Source organism: Nocardiopsis sp. NPDC058631, assembly GCF_042716955.1.
Taxonomy (GTDB): domain Bacteria; phylum Actinomycetota; class Actinomycetes; order Streptosporangiales; family Streptosporangiaceae; genus Nocardiopsis.
The window spans coordinates 50651-70738 of the sequence record NZ_JBHXQY010000011.1 but is presented as its reverse complement, the minus strand read 5'-3'; the positions used below and the strand labels follow the sequence as shown (position 1 = coordinate 70738).

The 20088-nt window shown below is 72.7% G+C and carries 14 protein-coding genes; 4 read left to right on the top strand and 10 right to left on the bottom strand.

Annotation, left to right across the window (positions count from 1 at the left end):
- Nucleotides 1-141: 141 nt before the first annotated feature.
- Nucleotides 142-1863, bottom strand: a complete 1722-nt coding sequence (locus ACFWTE_RS06385; protein WP_378778283.1) for a glycerol-3-phosphate dehydrogenase/oxidase — start codon at nucleotides 1861-1863, stop codon at nucleotides 142-144.
- Between the two features lie 179 nt (nucleotides 1864-2042).
- Nucleotides 2043-3530 (bottom strand): MFS transporter, encoded by a 1488-nt coding sequence (locus ACFWTE_RS06380; RefSeq protein WP_378778282.1) that lies wholly within the window; start codon nucleotides 3528-3530, stop codon nucleotides 2043-2045.
- A 109-nt stretch (nucleotides 3531-3639) separates the two neighbouring features.
- Between ACFWTE_RS06380 and ACFWTE_RS06375 the strand changes: the two genes are divergently transcribed.
- Entirely contained in the window at nucleotides 3640-4260 is a 621-nt protein-coding gene (locus tag ACFWTE_RS06375; RefSeq protein WP_378778281.1) for a MarR family winged helix-turn-helix transcriptional regulator, read from the top strand.
- Nucleotides 4261-4368: 108 nt separating this feature from the next.
- On the opposite strand, the gene ACFWTE_RS06370 is transcribed toward ACFWTE_RS06375, so the two are convergent.
- The 4 genes from ACFWTE_RS06370 to ACFWTE_RS06355 form a co-directional block, all read right to left on the bottom strand.
- Complete coding sequence (locus tag ACFWTE_RS06370) at nucleotides 4369-4932, bottom strand: hypothetical protein (RefSeq protein WP_378778280.1); 564 nt, start codon at nucleotides 4930-4932, stop codon at nucleotides 4369-4371.
- Between the two features lie 225 nt (nucleotides 4933-5157).
- Nucleotides 5158-6036: a murein transglycosylase gene (locus ACFWTE_RS06365; protein WP_378778279.1), complete on the bottom strand. Its 879-nt coding sequence runs from the start codon at nucleotides 6034-6036 to the stop codon at nucleotides 5158-5160.
- Between the two features lie 299 nt (nucleotides 6037-6335).
- Nucleotides 6336-7442 (bottom strand): GuaB3 family IMP dehydrogenase-related protein, encoded by a 1107-nt coding sequence (locus ACFWTE_RS06360; protein WP_378778300.1) that lies wholly within the window; start codon nucleotides 7440-7442, stop codon nucleotides 6336-6338.
- 304 nt (nucleotides 7443-7746) lie between these two features.
- Nucleotides 7747-8919, bottom strand: coding sequence for a trans-sulfuration enzyme family protein (locus tag ACFWTE_RS06355; RefSeq protein WP_378778278.1), 1173 nt, complete (start codon nucleotides 8917-8919; stop codon nucleotides 7747-7749).
- A 61-nt stretch (nucleotides 8920-8980) separates the two neighbouring features.
- On the opposite strand from ACFWTE_RS06355, the gene ACFWTE_RS06350 reads away from it, so the two are divergent.
- Nucleotides 8981-10444: a PLP-dependent aminotransferase family protein gene (locus ACFWTE_RS06350; RefSeq protein ID WP_378778277.1), complete on the top strand. Its 1464-nt coding sequence runs from the start codon at nucleotides 8981-8983 to the stop codon at nucleotides 10442-10444.
- Nucleotides 10445-10564: 120 nt separating this feature from the next.
- Here ACFWTE_RS06350 and guaB read toward each other — a convergent pair whose 3' ends face one another.
- From guaB to groES, 4 genes are all read right to left on the bottom strand, one after another.
- Nucleotides 10565-12055, bottom strand: a complete 1491-nt coding sequence (gene guaB / locus ACFWTE_RS06345; protein ID WP_378778276.1) for an IMP dehydrogenase — start codon at nucleotides 12053-12055, stop codon at nucleotides 10565-10567.
- Nucleotides 12056-12445: 390 nt separating this feature from the next.
- Nucleotides 12446-13087 (bottom strand): sigma-70 family RNA polymerase sigma factor, encoded by a 642-nt coding sequence (locus tag ACFWTE_RS06340; RefSeq protein ID WP_378778275.1) that lies wholly within the window; start codon nucleotides 13085-13087, stop codon nucleotides 12446-12448.
- 207 nt (nucleotides 13088-13294) lie between these two features.
- A complete protein-coding gene (groL, locus tag ACFWTE_RS06335) occupies nucleotides 13295-14902 on the bottom strand; it encodes a chaperonin GroEL (RefSeq protein WP_378778274.1) in 1608 nt (535 codons plus the stop codon).
- Between the two features lie 114 nt (nucleotides 14903-15016).
- Nucleotides 15017-15328 carry a co-chaperone GroES gene (gene groES / locus ACFWTE_RS06330; RefSeq protein WP_267948087.1) on the bottom strand — a complete coding sequence of 104 codons (312 nt, stop codon included), beginning with the start codon at nucleotides 15326-15328 and terminating at the stop codon, nucleotides 15017-15019.
- Between the two features lie 293 nt (nucleotides 15329-15621).
- Between groES and ACFWTE_RS06325 the strand changes: the two genes are divergently transcribed.
- A complete protein-coding gene (locus tag ACFWTE_RS06325) occupies nucleotides 15622-16920 on the top strand; it encodes an SAM-dependent methyltransferase (RefSeq protein ID WP_378778273.1) in 1299 nt (432 codons plus the stop codon).
- 371 nt (nucleotides 16921-17291) lie between these two features.
- Nucleotides 17292-19466 carry a hypothetical protein gene (locus ACFWTE_RS06320; protein WP_378778272.1) on the top strand — a complete coding sequence of 725 codons (2175 nt, stop codon included), beginning with the start codon at nucleotides 17292-17294 and terminating at the stop codon, nucleotides 19464-19466.
- Nucleotides 19467-20088: the final 622 nt, after the last annotated feature.

The window sequence follows — 20088 nt, the reverse complement described above, 5'->3', positions numbered from 1 at the left end:
TAACCGGAGGGTGTGCCGCAGGCCACACCGCGGGCCCGCCGTTCGGGGACGGCGGGCCAGCGGTGTGGCCTGCGGGGCGGCCCGCGCGGGCGCCCTCCGCCCGCTCTCCGGGCCGCGCTCAGCCCGCTCTCCGGGCCGCGCTCAGCGCCGGGTGATGCGTGCCTCCGGGACGATCTCGGGAGCCCCGTGCTGGATGGCGTCGGCCTCCTGGTCGGTGTCCTGCTCCTGCGCGGCGCGCTCCGCCTCGATCCCCTTGCGGTAGTACTCCACCTCGCGTTGGACCTGTTCCTCGTTCCAGTCCAGTGTCCCGGCCAGGAGTTCGGCGGCCTCCTCGGCGGCGGCGATCCCCCGGTCCCAGGTCTCGAAGGAGATCCGGGTCCGCCTGGACAGGACGTCCTCCAGGTGGCGGGCGCCCTCGGCCTCGGCCGCGTAGACGATCTCGGCGCGCAGGTAGTCGTCGGCCGCCGCGAGCGGGCGCCCCAGGTCGGGCCGCTTCCTGACGAGGTCGAGCAGGTCGTACACGGTGGACCCGTAGCGGCGCAGCAGGTGGGTGACGCGGGAGACGTGCAGGCCCGAGTCGCGGGCGAGCCGGTGGCGCTGGTTGTAGAGCGCCGCGTAGCCGTCCGCGCCCACCAGCGGCAGCCGGTCGGTGACCGAGGACGGGATGCTGCTGCCCAGGCCGTGCGCGACCGCGTCCACCGCGTCCTTGGCCATGACGCGGTAGGTGGTGTACTTGCCCCCCGCGATGAGGACCAGGCCGGGCACGGGGTGGGCGACCGTGTGCTCGCGGGAGAGCTTGGACGTCTCCTCCGACTCGCCCGAGAGCAGGGGCCTGAGCCCCGCGTACACGCCCTCGACGTCGTCCCTGCCCAGGGGTGTGCGCAGGACCTGGTTGATGTGGTCCAGGACGTAGTCGATGTCGGCGCGGCTCGCCGCGGGGTTCTCCTTGTCCAGGTCCCAGGAGGTGTCGGTGGTGCCGATGATCCAGTGGCGGCCCCATGGGATGACGAACAGGACGCTCTTCTCCGTGCGCAGGATCATGCCGGAGGAGGCCTGGATGCGGTCGCGCGGTACGACCAGGTGGATGCCCTTGGAGGCGCTGACGTGGATCTGCCCGCGGCCTCCGACCATCTCCTGGATGTCGTCGGTCCACACCCCGGCGGCGTTGACCACCTGGCGGGCGCGGATGTGCAGCTTGTCGCCGGTCTCCAGGTCGGCGACGTCGGCGCCCACGACGTGCTCTCCCTCGCGCAGGAACCCGACCGCCTGGACCCGCGACGCGATCTTGGCCCCCAGCCCGGCGGCCGTACGCAGCACGCTGGTGACGAACCGGGCGTCGTCCACCTGGCAGTCCCAGTACTGGATGGCCCCGGCCAGGGCGCTGCGCTTGAGCGCCGGGAAGACCCTCAGCGCACCGGACCGGGTCAGGTGCCGGTGCGAGGGCAGCCCCCGGTTGTTGCGCGAGGTCATGGCCAGGGCGTCGTACAGGGTGACGCCGGCGCCGATGTAGGCGCGCTCCCACTGGCGGGAGAACGGGAACAGGAAGGGCACCGGTCGGACCAGGTGCGGTGCGATGGTGGTGAGGAGCAGGCCGCGTTCGTGCAGTGCCTCGCGGACGAGCTCGAAGTCGAACTGCTCCAGGTAGCGCAGTCCGCCGTGGATGAGTTTGCTGGATCTGCTGGACGTGCCCGAGGCGAAGTCGCGTGCTTCGATCAGACCCGTGGACAACCCGCGTGAGACCGCGTCCAGGGCGATACCCGCCCCGACGATGCCTCCCCCGACGACGAGGACGTCGAGTTCCTCGTCCTTCATCGACGCGAGCGCCTCGGTGCGCCCCTTCGGTCCCAGCCAGGTGGTAGCCATCAGTCGTCCTCCGTCTCGATGGTGTTACTCCCAGGCGCATACCCGCCAGGGGCCCGTGCCCATCGGGGCGATCAGAGGGAACCAGGCTAGCCGTCCGACGGAGGGCGCGCCGTGCGCCCGCCGTCGGACCGGCGTGTCCCGTGTGAGCGGAGCGGTCCGGTGAACCGGGACCGCGCCGCTCACGCCGCCGGGGGTCTGCGCAGCGCAAGGGCGAGGAAGGCCGCGGCCATGGTGACCGCCCCTCCGACGAGGGCGGCCGTGCCGAGCCCGGAGGAGGCCGGGCCCGAGGCGGCGTCAGCGACGGCGACCAGCGACGCCAGGCCCACGGCCGCGCCGATCTGCTGCGTGGTGGACACCATCGCCGCCCCGACCCCCTGTTCGTCGTCGGCGACGCCCGACGCCGCCGCGGCGAACACCACCGGGTAGGTGGTTCCGGCGGTCACTCCGAGCAGGACGACCGCCGGGAGCATCGCCCAGTAGGAGTCGGCTGCGACGGCCACGGCGAAGAGTACGGCGGTGAGGCCCGATCCGGCCATGCCGGCGAAGAGCGAGCGGCGCACGCCCCACCGGTCGAGCAGCGGGGGCAGGAGCAGGGCCGAGCCGAGCATGGCGGCCAGTCCCTGCGGCAGGAAGCCCAGCCCGGCCGCGAGGGGGCTGAGGCCGAGGGCGCCCTGGACGTGCGCGGTGTACACGTAGTGCAGCGTGTTCACCGAGCCCATGAGCACGAAGACCAGCGCCATCGTGACCAACAGGGGCCGGTTGGTGAGCAGGCGGACCGGCAGCAGGGGGTCGGCTGCGCGGCGCTCGACCAGGAGCAGCGCGCCCAGGGCCAGCAGCCCGAGGAGGATCGTCCCGGCGCTCTGCCAGGAGGCCCATCCGACGCTCTGGCCGAGGGAGATCCCGAGAACCACCAGGAGGGACCCGGCGGTGACGGTCACCGCCCCGGGGAGGTCGAACCCGGCCGTGCTCACCCGTCGCCCGTCGGCGGGCAGGACACCGGGGGCGATGAGCACGACGGCGAAGGTGACCGGGACGAGCGCCCAGAACACCGAGGTCCAGCCGAACGTGCTGGTGAGGATGCCGCCGACGGCGCCCCCCGCCAGGGCGCCGAAGGCTCCCGCGGTACCCCACACCCCCATGGCGCGGGTGCGTCCGGGCCCTGCCGGGAAGGCCGTGTTGAGCAGGGAGAGGGTCGCGGGGAAGAGCGCGGCCGCCCCGAGCCCCTGGAGCGCGCGGGCGCCGACCAGGGCTCCGGGGTCCTGGGCGAGGGCTCCGACGACGGAGGCCGATCCCATGAGGGCGGCACCGGACACGAGCATGCGACGGGCGCCGAGCCGGTCGACGGCCCGTCCGCCGAGGAGCAGGAAGCCGCCGTAGCCGAGCGAGAAGGCGGTGACCACCCACGGGAGCGAGGCGGGGTCGAAGCCGAGGGCGGTGCCGATCTGCGGCAGCGCGATGTAGACGATGTTGAAGTCGACCGAGATGGTGAAGTGGGCCAGGGCCAGGACGGCGAGCGCGAGGAGCGCGCGGCGGGACCGTCCGGAACCTCCCGGTTCCGTCCGCGGTGCGGGCCGGGGAGCGGAGGGTTCGGTCCCCGGGGCTCCCGCGGGCTCCCCGGGTAGGGGGCTCGCGGGTTCTGGGTGCTGTGCGGATCCGGTGGGGTTCATGGTCGGGCCCTTCGAGGGTTGCTCATTTTTATCCAGCGCTGAACTATTCAGCACGAGAGTAGATCAGGATGCTTCAGCACGCAACATTCCAGAGTGCTAGCATCTGGCCATGAGTGAGCACTGCCGAATCAGCACGGCCGAGGAACGGACCTGGGACGCCGCCACACTGGCCTTCCGGCTGTTGGACCAGCGCGTGGAGCGCGACGTCCAGCAGGAGGTGGACCTGCCCCTGACCTACTACGAGCTTCTCGTCCTGCTCTCGAAGGCGGACCACGGGTCGCTGCGGATGAGCGACCTGGCCGAGCTGACCCACACCAGGGCCAGCCGGATCTCACACGCGGTGAAGAAGCTGGCCGAGGCGGGCCTCGTGGAGCGCGTGCACTGCGAGGAGGATCGTCGCAGCTGGTTCGCCGTCCTCACCGACAAGGCCCGTGCCGTGCTGCGGGAGGCGGGGGCCCAGCACGTGGCCAGCATGCGGGAGAACCTGTTCGACGTACTGAGCGCCGAGCAGCGCGACCAGCTGCTCGACATCAGCCGCACCCTGCTCGCCCGGCTCGCCCCCGAGAGCTCCCTCGCCCGGAAGGGGGTCCCCACACGGGAGGAGAGCAACGCGCTCGCCCGGACCGGCAGGGGGGCTGCGGTCGGCGCGGACGCGGAGTCCGACGAGGCCTCGGAGGCCGGCGGGACTGCGGAGTCCGGTACGCCGAAGGAGTCCCGGGCCCTCGGCTGAGGGCGGGCACGGCGGCGCGGAACGGCCCCGGGGACCCCCCGATTCCAGACAACCACGCGGGGCCGCGCCGTGGGAGACCCCGTCGCTTCCTGTGGACGGAGCCGTCCCTCAGGAGGCGGTTCCCGCGTTCCCGGCCACCATCACCGGCGCCTCCGCCGACCGGGTCTTCGCCGCGTCCAGCGCCTCCAGGCGCCGGATCATCCGATGGACGATGTACAGCGGGATCACCCCGAACACGCCGAACGAGATGTCGATGAGCTGCCACGGGAGCGGAATACCGCGGATGGGCCCGCAGATCAGGGCCAGCGGCACGATCATGGCGCAGGCGATCATCCCGAACTGTACGACCCAGACGTTGCGCACGGGGTCTCGGTACGGCCCCACGAAGGCCACCGCGATGACCAGGTGGGCGAAGGCCAGCCAGTCGGTCCCGTACAGGACGAACGGGTAGGCGGCCTCGGTCGCGTCCAGCCCGTCCCGGACGCGGGCGACCCACTCGGCCAGGCCCGGCAGTGCCTCGGCCACCGGTACCAGGGGGCCGGACAGCAGCGCGTCCGCCAGGCGCATCTCTGCGGATAGGGGGAACGCGGTGACCCCGCTGACCACGAGGCCGACGACGAACAGGGCGATCCAGATCCGGATACGGCGCAGCAGCACCTGGGAGATGTCCACAGCACAGACACTAGGACGCCCTCGGCGGAACCCCGGAGCGCCCCACCCGTAATGGGTTCCGGTCCGGTTCCGGCCGGTCGCCCCCCGCGGTACGCCTAAGGAGTCCCGGGCCCTCGGCTGAGGGCGGGCACGGCGGCGCGGAGCGGCCCCGGGGACCCCCCGATTCCAGACAACCACGCGGGGCCGCGCCGTGGGAGACCCCGTCGCTTCCTGTGGACGGAGGGCTCAGGCGGACGCGTCGGCGTAGGCGTGCGCGTAGGCGAGGACGTCGCTGACGTACTCCCTGGACCGGTTGTACTCCAGGATCGCGGACTCCCAGTCGGCCGTGTCCGTCAGGTCGCGCCCCTCGGCGCACAGGTACTGGGCGGCGGACAGTGCCGCGTCGTCGATGTTGTGCGGGTCGGGGGCTCCGCCCTCCAGCGAGAGGCCCCAGCGCCCCCATGTTCCGGGGATGAACTGCATCGGGCCGATCGCCCGGTCCCACTGCGTGTCGCCGTCGTACTCGCCGCCGTCGGTGTCCGGAATGGCCTGGGTGTTGTTGGTGCCGTCCAGGGGGATGCCGATGATGTCCACGGTCGTGGTGCCGTCCGGTGCCAGCTCGCCCCCGGCGTAGGTGCCGTGGCGCGACTCCACCATGCCGATCCCGGCCAGGGTCGGCCAGGACAGCTGGCAGGAGGGCTGCCGCTCGGCCATCACCAGCTGCGCGCTGGCGTACCCGTCCATGGCGCGGGCCGGGATGGTCGTCACCTCGGCCACCTGCTCGACCCAGTCGCCCTCGGCGCGAAGGGCCGACGGCTGCGGCGTGTGCTGCTCGTCGGCGCCCGGCTCACCGGACGCCTCCGGGTCGGTCTCGGCCGCCGTCACCTCGGACCGGTCCGGCGGACCGGTGAGTTGGTCGTGCGGCGGCGTCTCGATGGTTCCGGCCTGCGGTTCGACGGTCTGCGCTTCGGGCGGGGACCACTCGTTGAGCGCGTCGGAGACCCGCCCCACCAGGAAGAAGACACCCCCTGTCACCAGCAGGCACAAGGAGAGCGCCAGGCAGACGGCGATCACCGGACCACGGCGTCGACGCTTCCCGGTACCGGTGGCCCGTCGCCTGCCCATCTGGCACCCCGCTCGTCAAGAAAAGGTCAAGTTCACATCACGCGTCACCAAAGTACGCGACCAGGGGGCGACCCGTGCCCACCACGCCCGGGACCGACCCTCTTCTGCGAGGTCACAGGGTTCGGGACGCTGAACACGGGGGCTGCCCGCGCGGCCCTCTTCCGGCGCGGCGGGACAACGTGAGGGGCCGCACCGCCAGGTACGGCCCCTCACGTCACGCCCGGGGGCACCTGCCGGTGACCGGAAGGGTTCGCGGCCCCGCCCCTCACGTCACACCGGCAACGGTCCCGGTCAGCACACTAGTGGTGCGGGTTGACGACGACCTCGACCCGCTGGAACTCCTTGAGGTCCGTGTAGCCGGAGGTGGCCATCGTGCGGCGCAGGGCTCCCATGAGGTTCATGGACCCGTCGCTGGTGTCGGCGGGGCCGTGCAGGATCGACTTCAGGTCGCCGATCGTGCCCACCTTGACCCGCTCCCCGCGCGGCAGCTCCTCGTGGTGGGCCTCGCTGCCCCAGTGGTAGCCGCGGCCGGGTGCCTCGGTGGCCCGGGCCAGCGGAGAGCCCACCATGACGGCGTCGGCGCCGCAGGCCAGGGCCTTGGCGATGTCACCGCTGCCGGTCATACCGCCGTCCGCGATGACGTGCACGTAGCGGCCCCCGGACTCGTCCAGGTAGTCGCGGCGCGCGGCGGCCACGTCACCGATGGCGCTCGCCATCGGCACGGCCACACCGAGCACGGAGCGGGTGGTGTGCCCGGAGCCGCCCCCGAAGCCGACCAGCACACCGGCCGCACCGGTCCGCATCAGGTGCAGGGCGGCGGTGTAGGTGGCGCACCCGCCCACCACGACCGGGACGTCCAGGTCGTAGATGAACTGCTTGAGGTTGAGCGGCTCGGCGCGCCCGGACACGTGCTCGGCGGACACCGTGGTGCCGCGGATCACGAAGATGTCCACACCGGCGTCGACGACCGCCTTGTGGTACTGGGCGGTGCGCTGCGGCGACAGTCGCACCGCGGTGACCAGGCCCGCGTCCCGGACCTCCTCGATCCGGCGTCCGATCAGCTCCTCCTGGATGGGAGCCGCGTAGATCTCCTGGAGCCGCTTGGTGGCCGCGACGTCGTCGAGCTCACGGATCTCCTGGAGCAGCGGCTCCGGGTCCTCGTAGCGGGTCCAGAGCCCCTCCAGGTCGAGCACGCCGAGGCCGCCCTGCTCTCCGACGGCCACGACCGTCTGGGGAGAGGACACGCTGTCCATGGGGCTGACCACCAGCGGCGTCTCGAACCGGTAGGCGTCGATCTGCCAGGCGATCGACACCTCCTCAGGGTCCCTCGTGCGTCGGGCAGGCACGATCCCGATCTCGTCGAGCTCATAGGCCCGGCGCCCGTTCTTGCCCAGCCCGATCTCCACCTGCGCCAACGTTCTGGTCCCCTCTGACGTGCGGCACCGGCTCGTCTACCGGCGTCTTTTCTGACGCCGAGAGTCTATCCGCCCAAAAGTTGGACCGGGTTTGACCCGCTCCGCGCCCCCCCGGGAACCATGTCTGTCGCCGGCTGGCGGGGGACTTCGCGCCGCCGGGAGAACCGGGGGAGGTCCCCCTCTGGTGGGCCTTGGAGGCCCGGGGCGGCCGGAACCCGCGCGTCGGGACGGGCCGGACGTGAACCCTGGCGTCAGGTGCGGCCCGACCGGTCCCGGACGCTCCGGTGGGCACGCCTCAGGACAGCGCCTGCTCCAGGTCCGCCCACAGGTCCTCGACGTTCTCGATGCCGACGCTGATGCGGATCAGTCCCTCGGAGATCCCGGCGCGGGCCAGCTGCCCGGCGTCCAGTTCGCGGTGCGACGTGCTCGCCGGGTGCATGACCAGGGTGCGCACGTCGCCGAGGGAGGGCGCGAGCGCGGCCAGCCGCACCCCCTCGGCGAAGGCCCGCCCCGCCGGGCGCCCGCCGACCGGCTCGAAGGCGAGCACGCCGCCGAAGCCGCCGTCCAGGATCCGGCGCGCGGTGGCGTGACCGGGGTCGTCGGGCAGGCCCGGGTAGTGCACGGCGGCGACCGCCGGGTGGGCGGCCAACCGCTCCGCGATCACCTGGGCGTTCGCGCAGTGCCGGGCCACGCGCAGGCCCAGTGTCCGCAGCCCTCGGCTGACCAGCCAGGCCGCGAAGGGGTCGAGGACGGCCCCGTACTCGGCGGTCTGCTCGCGGACGGCGCGCAGCACCTCGGGGTCGGCGAACACCGTGACGCCTCCGATGGTGTCGGAGTGGCCCCCCATGTACTTGGTCGCCGAGTGCACGACGACGTCCGCACCGTGCTCGATGGGACGGCACAGCAGAGGCGTGGCGAAGGTGTTGTCCACGACCGTCATCGCCCCGGCCTCGCGGGCGAGCGCGGTCAGCGCCGGCAGGTCCGCGACCCGTCCGGTGGGGTTGGCCATGGTCTCCAGGTAGAGGACACGGGTGTCCGGGCGCAGCGCCTCCCGTACCTCGTCGGGGTCTCCGGCGTCGACCAGGGTGACCCGGACGCCCCAGCGCTCGCGCAGAGCGTCCAGGAGTCCCTGCGTTCCGCCGTACAGACGGTTCTGGGCGACCACGTGGCCGCCCGTGCCGAGCAGCGACCACAGGGTGGAGGAGATGGCTCCCATCCCCGAGCTGGACGCGACGGCTCCGGCGCCGCCCTCCAGATCGGCCACCGCGGCCTCCAGCGCGGCCACGGTCGGGTTGCCGTAACGGGCGTAGACGTAGGGGGCGTCCGAGTCTCCGAAGGCCGCGGCCATGGTGTCGGTGTCGGCGAAGGCGAAGGTGTGCGCCTGGTAGAGGGGTACGCCCAGCGGCGTGCTGCCCTCGGTCGGGGGGACGGGGTGGTGGACGGTCCTGGTGTCGGGATGCGTTGCCATGCGTTCCAGGCTGTCGGCGGCGCGGCCCCGAGGACAGAGCCAATCCGCCACCATTGGCCGCATGAGCGATCCGATCCACGCCGACGACCTGACCTCCCTGCTCGGCCGATGGGCGGCCGGACGCGAGCCGCTCTACCGGCTCCTGGCTGCCAGGATCCGCGCCCTGGCCGAGGACGGGGCGCTCCCCCCGGGCACGGGACTGCCCGCCGAACGGCCCCTGGCCGCGCGGCTCAGCGTGGGACGCGGGACGGTCGTGAGGGCCTACGACCTGCTGCGGGACGAGGGTGTCGTGGTCCGCCGACGGGGCAGCGGTACCGCGGTGGCGCCCCAGGGCGACCCGGCGCCGGGCGCGGGAGGGCGGCCGCACGACGGCTCCCTGTTCCTCAGCATGTTCGAACCGCCCGCCGCGTCCCTGGTCCTGACCTGCGCGGCCCCCGACGCCCCGCCGCCCGAACTGGGCGCGGCCTACCGCGAGGCCGTCGAGGAGCTGGCCGGGTTCTCCGACGACATCGGCTACCACCCGGCGGGCCTTCCGGAACTGCGTGCCGCCATCGCCGACCGGTTCACCGCGCGCGGCCTGCCCACCTCCCCCGACGAGGTGCTCGTCACCACCGGAGCCCAGCAGGCGTTGGACCTGCTGGTGCGCTGCCACGTCGTGGCCGGTGACACCGTGGTCGCCGAGCAGCCCACCTACCCGGGCGCGCTGGCCCTGTTCAGCGAGGCGGCGGCCGTGGTGCGCACGGTCGACGTGGGAGCGGAGGGCCCCGACGTGCCCGGCCTGTTGGCCGCGATGGCCGACGGACCGGCCCTGACCTACCTGGTGCCCTCGTTCCACAACCCGACCGGGACCCTCCTGGCGCCCCTGGACCGGCGGCGGATCGCCACGGCGGCCGGTGCGCACGGACTGCTCGTCGTCGACGACGAGACCATGGTGGACCTGGGGTTCGAGGACCCCGCGCCGAGTCCGCTGGCCGCCTGTCCCGGCGGGGAGCGGATCGTCACGGTCGGTTCGATGAGCAAGGTGGCCTGGGGCGGGCTGCGGGTGGGCTGGATCCGCGCCCTGCCTCCCCTGATGGACCGGCTGCGCCGCGCCAAGACCCTCACCGATGTGGGAGGCGACGTCGCCTCCCAGCTCGCCGCCGCGCGGCTGCTGCGCTCACCCGACGCGCTCGTGCGGCGGCGCCGGACGGAGCTGCGCCGACGGCACGACCGGCTGGCGGCCGAACTGGACCACCGGCTGCCGGACTGGCGTTACACGCCCGCGCGGGGCGGACAGACCCTGTGGGTCCGCATGCCGCACGGCGACTCTGCGTCGTTCGCTCAGGTCGCGCTCCGCCACGGGGTGGCGCTGATGCCCGGGTCCGCGCTGTGCGCCGGGGGCGGCGGATCCGCGTGGCTGCGCCTGCCTTTCCTCGCCCCGGAGGAGAGCCTGGCCACGGCCGTGCGGAGGATCGCCGACGCCTGGGAACGCTACGACTCGGCCGGGGGCCCGCGGACCGCGCCGCTGCGCGTCATGGCCGTGTGAGGCCTCCGGTGGGCGGTGCCCGGCCCGTCCTGCGGGAGGGAGCCACCCACGGGGGGACACGGCGAACGGGCCGCCCGGGAGGAGTCCCCCGGGCGGCCCGCGCCGTCAGCGCCGTGCTCGTCAGCGCGCGTTGTAGTTGGGCGCCTCGACGGTCATCTTGATGTCGTGCGGGTGGCTCTCGCGCAGTCCGGCGCTGGTGATCCGCATCAGCTGGCCGCGCTCGCGGAGCTCGGCCACGGTGCGGGTCCCCGCGTACCACATGGACTGGTGGAGGCCCCCGACGAGCTGGTGGGCGACCGCCTGGAGCGGTCCGCGGAACGGCACCTGGCCCTCGATGCCCTCGGGGACGAGCTTGTCCTCGGAGGCGACGTCGGCCTGGGCGTAGCGGTCCTTGGAGAAGGAGCGGCCGCGCATGGCTCCGAGCGATCCCATGCCCCGGTAGGCCTTGAACTGCTTGCCGTTGATGAAGATGAGCTCGCCCGGGCTCTCCTCGACGCCCGCGAGCAGGCTGCCGAGCATGACCGTGCTGGCTCCCGCGGCGATGGCCTTGGCGATCTCGCCGGAGTACTGGAGCCCACCGTCCGCGATGAGCGGCACGCCCGCCGGGCCGCAGGCCTTGGCGGCCTCCAGGATGGCGGTGAGCTGCGGCGCGCCGACACCGGCGACGATGCGGGTGGTGCAGATGGAGCCGGGACCCACGCCGACCTTGACGGCGTCGGCTCCGGCGTCGACGAGCAGCTGGGCCCCGGCCCGCGTGGCGACGTTGCCCGCGACGATGTCGGCGCGGGAGTTGGCCTTGAGCTTGGCGATCATGTCGGCGAGCCCGGAGGAGTGGCCGTGCGCGGTGTCCACGACGACGAAGTCGACCCCGGCCTCGACGAGCAGCCTGGCGCGCTCCTCGGCCTCGGCTCCGACGCCGACGGCGCCACCGACGACCAGGCGCCCGTCGGCGTCCTTGGTGGCGTCGGGGAACTGCTCGCTCTTGATGAAGTCCTTGACGGTGATCAGGCCGCGCAGGCGGTTCTGCCCGTCGATCAGGGGCAGCTTCTCGACCTTGTGCTTGCGGAGCAGCTCGAAGGCCTGCGCGCGGCTGACGCCGACGGGGGCGGTGACCAGGTTCTCAGTGGTCATGACGTCGCGGACCAGCCGGGTGCGGTCGCTCTCGAAGCGCATGTCCCTGTTGGTGACGATGCCGACGAGGGTGCCGGAGGCGTCGGTGACGGGGACACCGGAGATCCGGTAGTGGGCGCACAGGCGCTCGACCTCGGCGAGGTCGTCCTCCGGCTGACAGGTGACGGGGTCGGTGACCATACCGGCCTCGGAGCGCTTGACCAGGTCGATCTGGCTGGCCTGGTCCTCGGCCGAGAGGTTGCGGTGCAGGACGCCCGCGCCGCCCTGGCGCGCCATGGCCACGGCCATCCGCGCCTCGGTGACGGTGTCCATCGCCGCGGAGAGCAGGGGGATGGTCAGGGTGATGTTGCGGGACAGCCGGGTGGTGGTGTCCACGTCACCGGGCTGGAGGTCGGAGTAGGCCGGTACGAGGAGCACGTCGTCGTAGGTCAACCCCGGCGGTAGCAGTTTGTCCCCGTAGTCGCTGTACTCCTGGCCCATGACACAACCTCCGCTTTCCCGGCACACCTGCGCGGTTCGCCCCCGCGTGTCGTCTCATCCTAGGTCGTCGACCTGTGCCGCCCCGGTGGAAAGAGGTGTTTGACCCGTCACCACGGGGCGAAAGTGAGCGGGATCACGGTTTGGGCCCGGTCCTGCGGAAGGGCGTCTGCCCGGCCCTCGCCCGTTCTGCGCGGCTCCGGGCCGGCGGCTTCCGGGGCGGGGCACCGGAGGCCCCGGGGCCGCGGGGCGGCCGTCCGGGTCGTGCGGCGCGGCGGGACTCAGTGCCAGTGGGAGCGGCGGCGGGCGGCCGGGCCGGGGTAGCGGCAGTGGCCGTGGGCCCGCGGCCGGTCGGGGCACACGCGATGGCCGGGGCGGGGGCGCCCGCCGCGCTCAGGGGAGGAGGCGGTTCGCCACGGCCACCTGCCGAAGCCGAGCAATAGCTCGGTGCTGGGCGACCCGTACCGCGCCCGCCGACATTCCCAGTACATGTCCCGTCTCATCCGCTGTCAGTCCTGCGATCACCCTCATCACCAGGAGCTTGCGCTGCTGCTCGGGCAGCTCGTCCAGAAGTTCCCTCGCGCGCTGGGCCTCGATCACCCGCACCGCCGACTCCTCCGGCCCCGGGCCGTCGTCGGCCTGCTCGGGCACCGCGTCGGTGGGCACCGTCTCCACCCTGCCCGCGACACGCAGGGTGTCGGCGACCTTGTGGGCGGCGATCCCGAACACGAAGGCCGCGAAGGGCCGGCCCCGGTCCTGGTAGCGCGGTACCGCCGAGAGCAGGGCGATGCACACTTCCTGCGCCACGTCGTCGGAGTGGTGGGCCAGGCCCGAGACCCGGGCGAGGCGCGCGTGGCAGTACCTCACCACCATGGGCCGGACCTCGCGCAACAGCGAGTCCATGGCCCCGTCGTCCCCCCGGACCGCGAGCGACCCCAGATGGTTCAATCCTGTCTCGCGGGCCGCGGAGTCCGCCTGCCCGTGCGTTCTTGGCCGCTGCGCGGTAGCGCCCCCCCGGGCGCCTGCATCCGTCACGTTAGGAATGATGCCCCCACTGCGGGACCCAACCGCTCCAATCACCAACTACGGAATGGTTACGTTTTGGGAAAATCGTCCGAAAACGCCACCCACTCCAGAGTGAAAGGTGGGATACGCGTGGTAGTGCGCGGGGGCGGGACACTGTCGTGTCCCGCCCCCGGGCCGAGCTCACGCCGGGCCCGTCACCGGGCCTGCGGCGCGTGGTCAGTGACCGTGGCCGTGGCCGTGGTCGTCCGCGTCGTCCTCGGGCTTGTCCACCACCAGGACCTCGGTGGTCAGGAGCATGCCCGCGATGGACGCGGCGTTCTGGACGGCCGAACGGGAGACCTTGACCGGGTCGATGATCCCCTCGGCGGCCAGGTCGCCGTAGGTGCCCTTGGCCGCGTTGTAACCGTGGCCGACCTCCAGCTCGGAGATGCGGTGGGTCACGACGTAGCCCTCGGCGCCCGCGTTCTCCGCGATCCACCGGGCGGGCTCGACCAGGGCGCGGCGCACGATCGCCACACCGGTGGCCTCGTCGCCGGTCAGGCCGAGGTCGTCCAGGGCGGAGGCCGCGTGCACCAGGGAGGCGCCGCCACCGGCGACGATGCCCTCCTCGATGGCCGCGCGGGTCGCCGAGATGGCGTCCTCCAGGCGGTGCTTCTTCTCCTTGAGCTCCACCTCGGTGGCGGCACCGACGCGCAGGACGGACACGCCGCCCGCGAGCTTGGCCAGACGCTCCTGGAGCTTCTCGCGGTCCCAGTCGGAGTCGCTCGCCTCGATCTCCTTGCGGATCTGGCGGACGCGGTCGTCGATCTCGGACTGCTCGCCTGCACCGTCCACGACCGTGGTCGCGTCCTTGGTGATGACGGTGCGGCGGGCGCTGCCCAGCGCGTCGAGGTCGGCGTTCTCCAGGGTCAGGCCGACCTCCTCGGCGATGACCTGGCCGCCGGTGAGGACGGCGATGTCCTGGAGCATGGCCTTGCGGCGCTCACCGAAGCCGGGTGCCTTGACGGCGGCCACGTTGAGCGTGCCCCGGATCTTGTTGAGCACCAGGGCGCCCAGCGCGTCGCCGTCGATGTCCTCGGCGATGATCAGGAGCGGCTTCTTGCTCTGGACGACCTTCTCCAGCAGGGGCAGCAGCTCGTTGAGGCTGCTGATCTTCCCCTGGTTGATCAGGATGAGGGCGTCCTCCAGCACCGCCTCCTGGCGGTCGCCGTCGGTGACGAAGTAGGGCGAGACGTAGCCCTTGTCGAACTGGAGGCCCTCGGTGAAGTCGAGGTCCATCCCGAAGGTGGGGGCCTCCTCCACCGTGATGACGCCGTCCTTGCCGACCTTGTCGAACGCCTCGGCGATCAGGTCGCCGATCTGGGCGTCCTGGGCGGAGTTGGTCGCCACGTAGGCGATGTCCTCACGCTCCTCGACGGGGCGGGCGCGCTCCAGGAGGATCTCGGAGACGCGGGCGGCCGCGGCGTCGATGCCCTTCTTGAGGGAGAGCGGGGACCCGCCGGAGGTGACGCTGCGCAGCCCCTCGCGGACGAGGGCCTGGGCCAGGACGGTCGCGGTGGTGGTGCCGTCACCGGCGGCGTCGTTGGTCTTGGTGGCGACCTCCTTGACCAGCTGGGCGCCCAGGTTCTCGTAGGGGTCGTCCAGCTCGATCTCACGGGCGACGGTCACACCGTCGTTCGTGATGGTGGGGGCACCGAACTTCTTGTCGATGACGACGTTGCGGCCGCGCGGGCCGAGCGTCACCTTGACGGCGTTGGCGAGGCGGTCGACGCCCCGTTCGAGGGCACGACGGGCGTCGTCCTCGAACTCCAGGATCTTCGGCATGTGGGTGCTTCCTCTTGAGGCTGGTCGAAAAGGAGCATCCCGCCCCGCCCGGCGATATGCCGACCGGTGCGGGATGCCTGGCTCCGAGCCCGGCGGACCGGGCCCCGTCGAGACCTACTTCTCGACGACCGCGAGCAGGTCGCGGGCGGAGAGGACCAGGTACTCCTGGCCGTCGTACTTGACCTCGGTGCCGCCGTACTTGCTGTAGAGGACGACGTCGCCGACCTTGACGTCGAGCGGGATGCGCTTGTCGCCCTCGTCGTCCCAACGGCCGGGACCCACGGCGAGGATCTCGCCCTCCTGGGGCTTCTCCTTGGCGGTGTCCGGGATGACCAGACCGGAAGCGGTGGTCTGCTCGGCCTCCAGCGTCCTGACCACGACGCGGTCCTCGAGCGGCTTCAACACGGTCTTGGTGGCGGTCGACACGGTGTGACCTCCCCCTTCAAAGTTGCGGTGTACTGGCTCCGGCCCGTGCTGATGCACGGACCGACTGCGAAAAAGGGGCGACAGAGGCGGCCTGTCGTCGCGGGTGCCAGACCGGCGTCGTCGCGATTAGCACTCTACCCCCGAGAGTGCCAGAATGGAAATGAGAACGTGACCCCCGGTCAGGGAGTTCCGCCGGGCGCCCCGCTCCGCCGACCGCGCCGTGGCGCCCCGCGGGCCCCGCGGGGCAGGGGGCCGCTCCTCGCCGACCGCTCTTCGACGCTTGAGGGGAACCCATGCGCGTGCCCGCCTTCGAGGCGCTGCTCACCGACGCGGGCCGGGAGGTGCTGGCGGACGTCGATCCGGGGAGCGCCGTCCGGGACCAGCTGGGAGCGGCGTCCCTGCTGCGCGCCGACCCCCGTGTGGCCGCCCTCGCACCCGACCTACCCGTCTCGGAGCTCGTGAACGCGCTCCTGACCCAGGTTTCCCTCCGCGAGCGCGGCCGGGCCAAGTTCGGCGACCGCGCCGGGCGGATGTTCTTCACCCCGAACGGCCTGGAGCAGTCCACCCGGCGCGTGGTGGCCGACTACCGGGCGGATCGGACGGCGGCGGTGGCCGGGGCGGTGCCGGAGGGCGGCGTCGCGGGCGACCTGTGCTGCGGGATCGGCGCCGACCTGCTGGCGCTGGCCGGTCGCGGCGTCCCGGTGGAGGGTGTGGACTCCGATCCGCTGACGGTGGCGGTGGCCCGCGCCAACATCGAGGCCCTGGGCCTGTCCGGCCTGGCCCGGGTCCGCGAGGGCGAGGCCGACGCGGCCGCGGTGGGCCGCTACCCGCTGTTGTTCTGCGACCCGGCGAGACGGGGCGGGCGCGGCCGGGTCTTCGATCCCGCCGCCTACTCCCCTCCGTGGGACGTGGCGACGGAGCTCGCGGAGGGTGCGGACGCCGCGTGCCTGAAGGCGGCGCCCGGCATCCCGCACGAGGTCCTGCCCGGCGGTGCGACGGCGGAGTGGATCTCGGTGGACGGCGAGCTGAAGGAGACGGCGCTGTGGTTCGGCGCCCTGGCCGGGGACGCCGCGGAGGGCGGGCCCCGCGCGTCGGGCGTGCGCCGGCGGGCGACGGTCCTGCACGAGCGGGAGGGGCTCCTGGCCCGCGAGGGGGCGGTCGCCCACCTGGACGCGGACCCGGGCCTGGGGCCGGCTCCCGTGGCCCCGGCGCGGCGCTACCTGTACGACCCCGACCCGGCCGTGGTGCGGTCGCACCTGGTGGCGGAGGCCGCCGCCCGGGTGGGCGGGGCGCTGCTGGACGAGCGGATCGCGTACTTCACCGCGGACACGGCGGCCGTGTCCCCGCTGTGGCGGGTGCTGGAGGTGGTGGAGGTGCTGCCGTTCTCGTTGAAGCGTCTGAGGTCTGCGGTGCGTGCACTGGACGCCGGAACGGTAACGATCAAGAAACGCGGATCGGCGGTGGACACGGAGAAGCTGCGCCGCGATCTGCGGGCCTCCGGTCCGGAGTCGGTGACGGTCGTCCTCACCAGGATCGGCGACCGGCCCTTCTGCCTGCTGTGCCGCGAGGTGGACCCCGCCTCCTCGGGGTGATCCGACGGCGGCGCCCGCGCCTGCCGCCTGCCCGATGGCGGGGGGAAGGACCCCATATCGTTACCTCTCTCACCCAGATCTTTCGCCCTCCCCTGGGGGCGGAGGAGCCCCGGTCGTTAAACTGGCGACCGCTGAAGTCTTTTCCTTCTCATGGATTCACCCGGAAGGCTCATGGGGGTGGCCTGTCCCGAGTTTCGGTCAGTTCCCTGACCCTGTCTCGGACATATACGGAAAGTCACACTCCAGTCACGAAGGGCCGGTAACCGCCGCGGGAGCGCCGCCCGCCCGGGGACCATCGAGAACCCGACCCGTCCGGAACCCTCCACTCCCCCGTATGGGCACGGGAGCGCCAGAACCAAAGGAGCACCTCGGTGGAACAGACCAACCACAACTTCCTCAACGCGGGAGGTCAGTCCGGTGTCTCCGACCGGATGCGCGACCTGCTCTCCCAGGCCGCACAGGAGCACGTCTCCGAGCAGAAGTCGCAGGGCGCGGTCAGCGAGGAGGTGCGCCAGCGCCTCGAAGGGATGGAGTGGCTGCTCCGCGAGCTGCGCGAGCGCGAGCTCACCTCCCTCGCCGAGGCCGTCACCACGGTCAACGGACGCATCGACGACTTCCTGGCCCGCCCGCCGGAGTGGGCCGAGACCCTCGCCGAGCACATAGAGGTCGTCGGGCAGCAGGTCAAGCCGCTGTCGGACATGCCGACCCTGCGGGCCGACACCCAGCGCATCGCCGGCCACCTGGACACCACTCTCACCCGCCTCGAACGGCTGGCCGAGAACGGGAACCGGACAGCCGACCAGGTCACCGACCTCGGTGAGCGCCTGAACGGTCTGAGCGAGACCGTGGGCTCGCGCCTGGACGCCCTCGACACCGCCCTCGCCTCCCTCACCGCCAAGACCGAGGCCGTCGAGGCGTCGCTGTCCGCGCTGTCGGAGGTCTCCGGGGAGAGGCACGAGGCCGTCGTCACCGCGCTGGCCGAGAGCCGTACCGAACTCTCCGGTTCCCTGACCGAAAGCCGTACCGAGCTGGCCGAGGCGCTGGCCGCCGGGCGGACCGAGATCACCGCGGCCGTCGAGGCCGGGCGCGAGAGCCTGGAGGGCGCCCTCGCCGAGAGCCGTGAGGCCCTCACCGCCGCCGACACCCGCCTGGGCGAGACCGTCACCGCCAAGGTCGAGGAGACCTCCGTCGAGCTGCGCGCGTTCGCGCAGGAGCGGGCCACCGAGCTGCGCACCGCCGTGGAGGAGCGCACGGCCGAGCTGCGCACCTCCCTGGAGGAGCGCACCGCGGAGCAGCACGAGGCGCTACTGGCCCGTCTCCAGGAGAACACCGGCGAGCTGGGCGAGCGCACCACCGCCCTGGCCGGGGAGCTCACCGCCCTGGCGTCCGCGTCCGGCGAGCGCCACGAGGCGCTGGCCGGGAAGCACGAGAAGCTGACCGCCAAGGTCACCGAGAGCGTCGGCTACCTCAGCACCCAGGCCGAGGAGAACCACGCGGAGGCCACCGCCGCCGTCGCCGACGTCACGGGGTCGCTCGCCAAGCTGCGGGAGAACCACGAGTCGTCGCTCGCCGAGCTGCGCGCCCACCTGCGCCAGCGCCTGGCCGGTCTCAGCGAGGAGATGGAGCTGGGCCGGACCGAGACCCGGGAGCAGGCGGAGGCCGCGTCCGAGCGGCTGGGCGAGGCGCTGGCCGAGCGCACCGACGCCCTGGGCGCGCGGATCTCCGAGGACTCCGAGCGGGTCACCGCCGGGTTCGCGCAGCTGCGCGAGTTCGTGCAGGAGTCCGGCACCACGCTGTCCGCGGAGACCGAGGACCGGCACCGGACGCTGACCGAGGCGCTCACCGGGCAGGTCGAGTCGCACCGCAGCGCGCTGGACGAGCGCCTGGAGCGCCAGCGCGAGGCCCTGACGGGCAAGGTCGACAACCACCTCTCGCAGATCACCGGCAAGGTGGACCACGAGCTGGGTCGCCTGACCGACCGGTTCGACAGCTTCGAGGGGCACTTCGAGGGCAGCTTCGAGTCCGTCGAGGGCAAGATCGACCGCATCGACGGCCGGATGGACGGTGTCAACGGCCGCCTGGACGGCGTGGACGGCCGGCTCAACGGCGTCGAGGGCCAGTTCGAGGGTGTCAGCGGGCACTTCGACGGCGTGGACGGCCGCATGGAGGCCATCGACGACCGGCTGGAGGCGCTCAACCAGCGGCTCAACCAGCTGCCGCAGACCATGGAGGTCAGCGAGCTGCACCGCCGCCTGACCGACCTGGTCGACCGGCCGCAGCTGGACCACTCCGGCAAGCTGGACGAGATCGACGAGCACGTCACCTCGGCGGTGGGCCCTGTGCTGCGCGAGCTCAAGCAGCGTCCGGACCGCCACGAGTTGGAGGAGACCGTCACCGAGGCGGTCGAGAACTCGCACGACGACATCACCAAGCGGTTCTCGTCCCTGGAGGAGACGGTGCTCGCCCTGGCCGAGGCGCTGCTGCGCCCGGGCCGGGACGGCAAGAAGAAGCGCCGCCGTGACGAGGACGAGGACGACGACGAGTAGCGCGCGGGGCGGGGACGGCGGGTAGGCCGACTGACCGCAGCCGAGGAGGGCCGGGGCGCCGTGGGCGTCCCGGCCCTCCCGCGTGGTCGGGCCCGGTGTCCTCCCGGGGTGGGGCGAACCAAGTAAACCCGGAAGGGGCAGCGCCACCCCTGAGCCCGTCGCGAACCGCTGAGAGGCGCTGATCCCTCCCCTGCCGGTTGCGGTCCGGTGAACCCGCTGCGGCCCGCTCTCGCCTCCGGCTACAAGGCCCAGGCCGTCCACCTGGTCCAGGTGGATGAGATCGGGGACACCGACCTCTGGCTGGAGGGGGTGGCGCCCAGTTCACCGACATCGAGGGGGTGTCGGCCTTGCACGGCGACAACCGCGAGGTGCTGGTGCACCGGTCCTTCCGCAAGGACCGGGAGGTTGTGTTCGACCTCGTCTCCCCGCTGGAGCTGGGGGCGACCCCGTCGGACGACTCGGTGCTGGCCGCGCGGGAGTACGCTGCCAAGCGGCGCGACTTCATCTCCCTGCCCCCGCCCACCGGCCCCGGTTCGGGGCTGGGCTTCGCCGCGGGTACCTGGCGGCGGGAGGGGTGTGCGACCAGTGCCTCCCCGGCCTGGTTGAGCGGCGCCGCTTCGAG

Coding starts and splice junctions, on each gene's coding strand:
- ACFWTE_RS06380 (WP_378778282.1), bottom strand. CDS start 3,530: ATGAACCCCACCGGATCCGCACAGCACCCAGAACCCGCGAGCCCCCTA.
- ACFWTE_RS06375 (WP_378778281.1), top strand. CDS start 3,640: ATGAGTGAGCACTGCCGAATCAGCACGGCCGAGGAACGGACCTGGGAC.
- ACFWTE_RS06365 (WP_378778279.1), bottom strand. CDS start 6,036: ATGGGCAGGCGACGGGCCACCGGTACCGGGAAGCGTCGACGCCGTGGT.
- ACFWTE_RS06385 (WP_378778283.1), bottom strand. CDS start 1,863: ATGGCTACCACCTGGCTGGGACCGAAGGGGCGCACCGAGGCGCTCGCG.
- groL (WP_378778274.1), bottom strand. CDS start 14,902: ATGCCGAAGATCCTGGAGTTCGAGGACGACGCCCGTCGTGCCCTCGAA.
- guaB (WP_378778276.1), bottom strand. CDS start 12,055: ATGGGCCAGGAGTACAGCGACTACGGGGACAAACTGCTACCGCCGGGG.
- ACFWTE_RS06325 (WP_378778273.1), top strand. CDS start 15,622: ATGCGCGTGCCCGCCTTCGAGGCGCTGCTCACCGACGCGGGCCGGGAG.
- ACFWTE_RS06350 (WP_378778277.1), top strand. CDS start 8,981: ATGAGCGATCCGATCCACGCCGACGACCTGACCTCCCTGCTCGGCCGA.
- ACFWTE_RS06355 (WP_378778278.1), bottom strand. CDS start 8,919: ATGGCAACGCATCCCGACACCAGGACCGTCCACCACCCCGTCCCCCCG.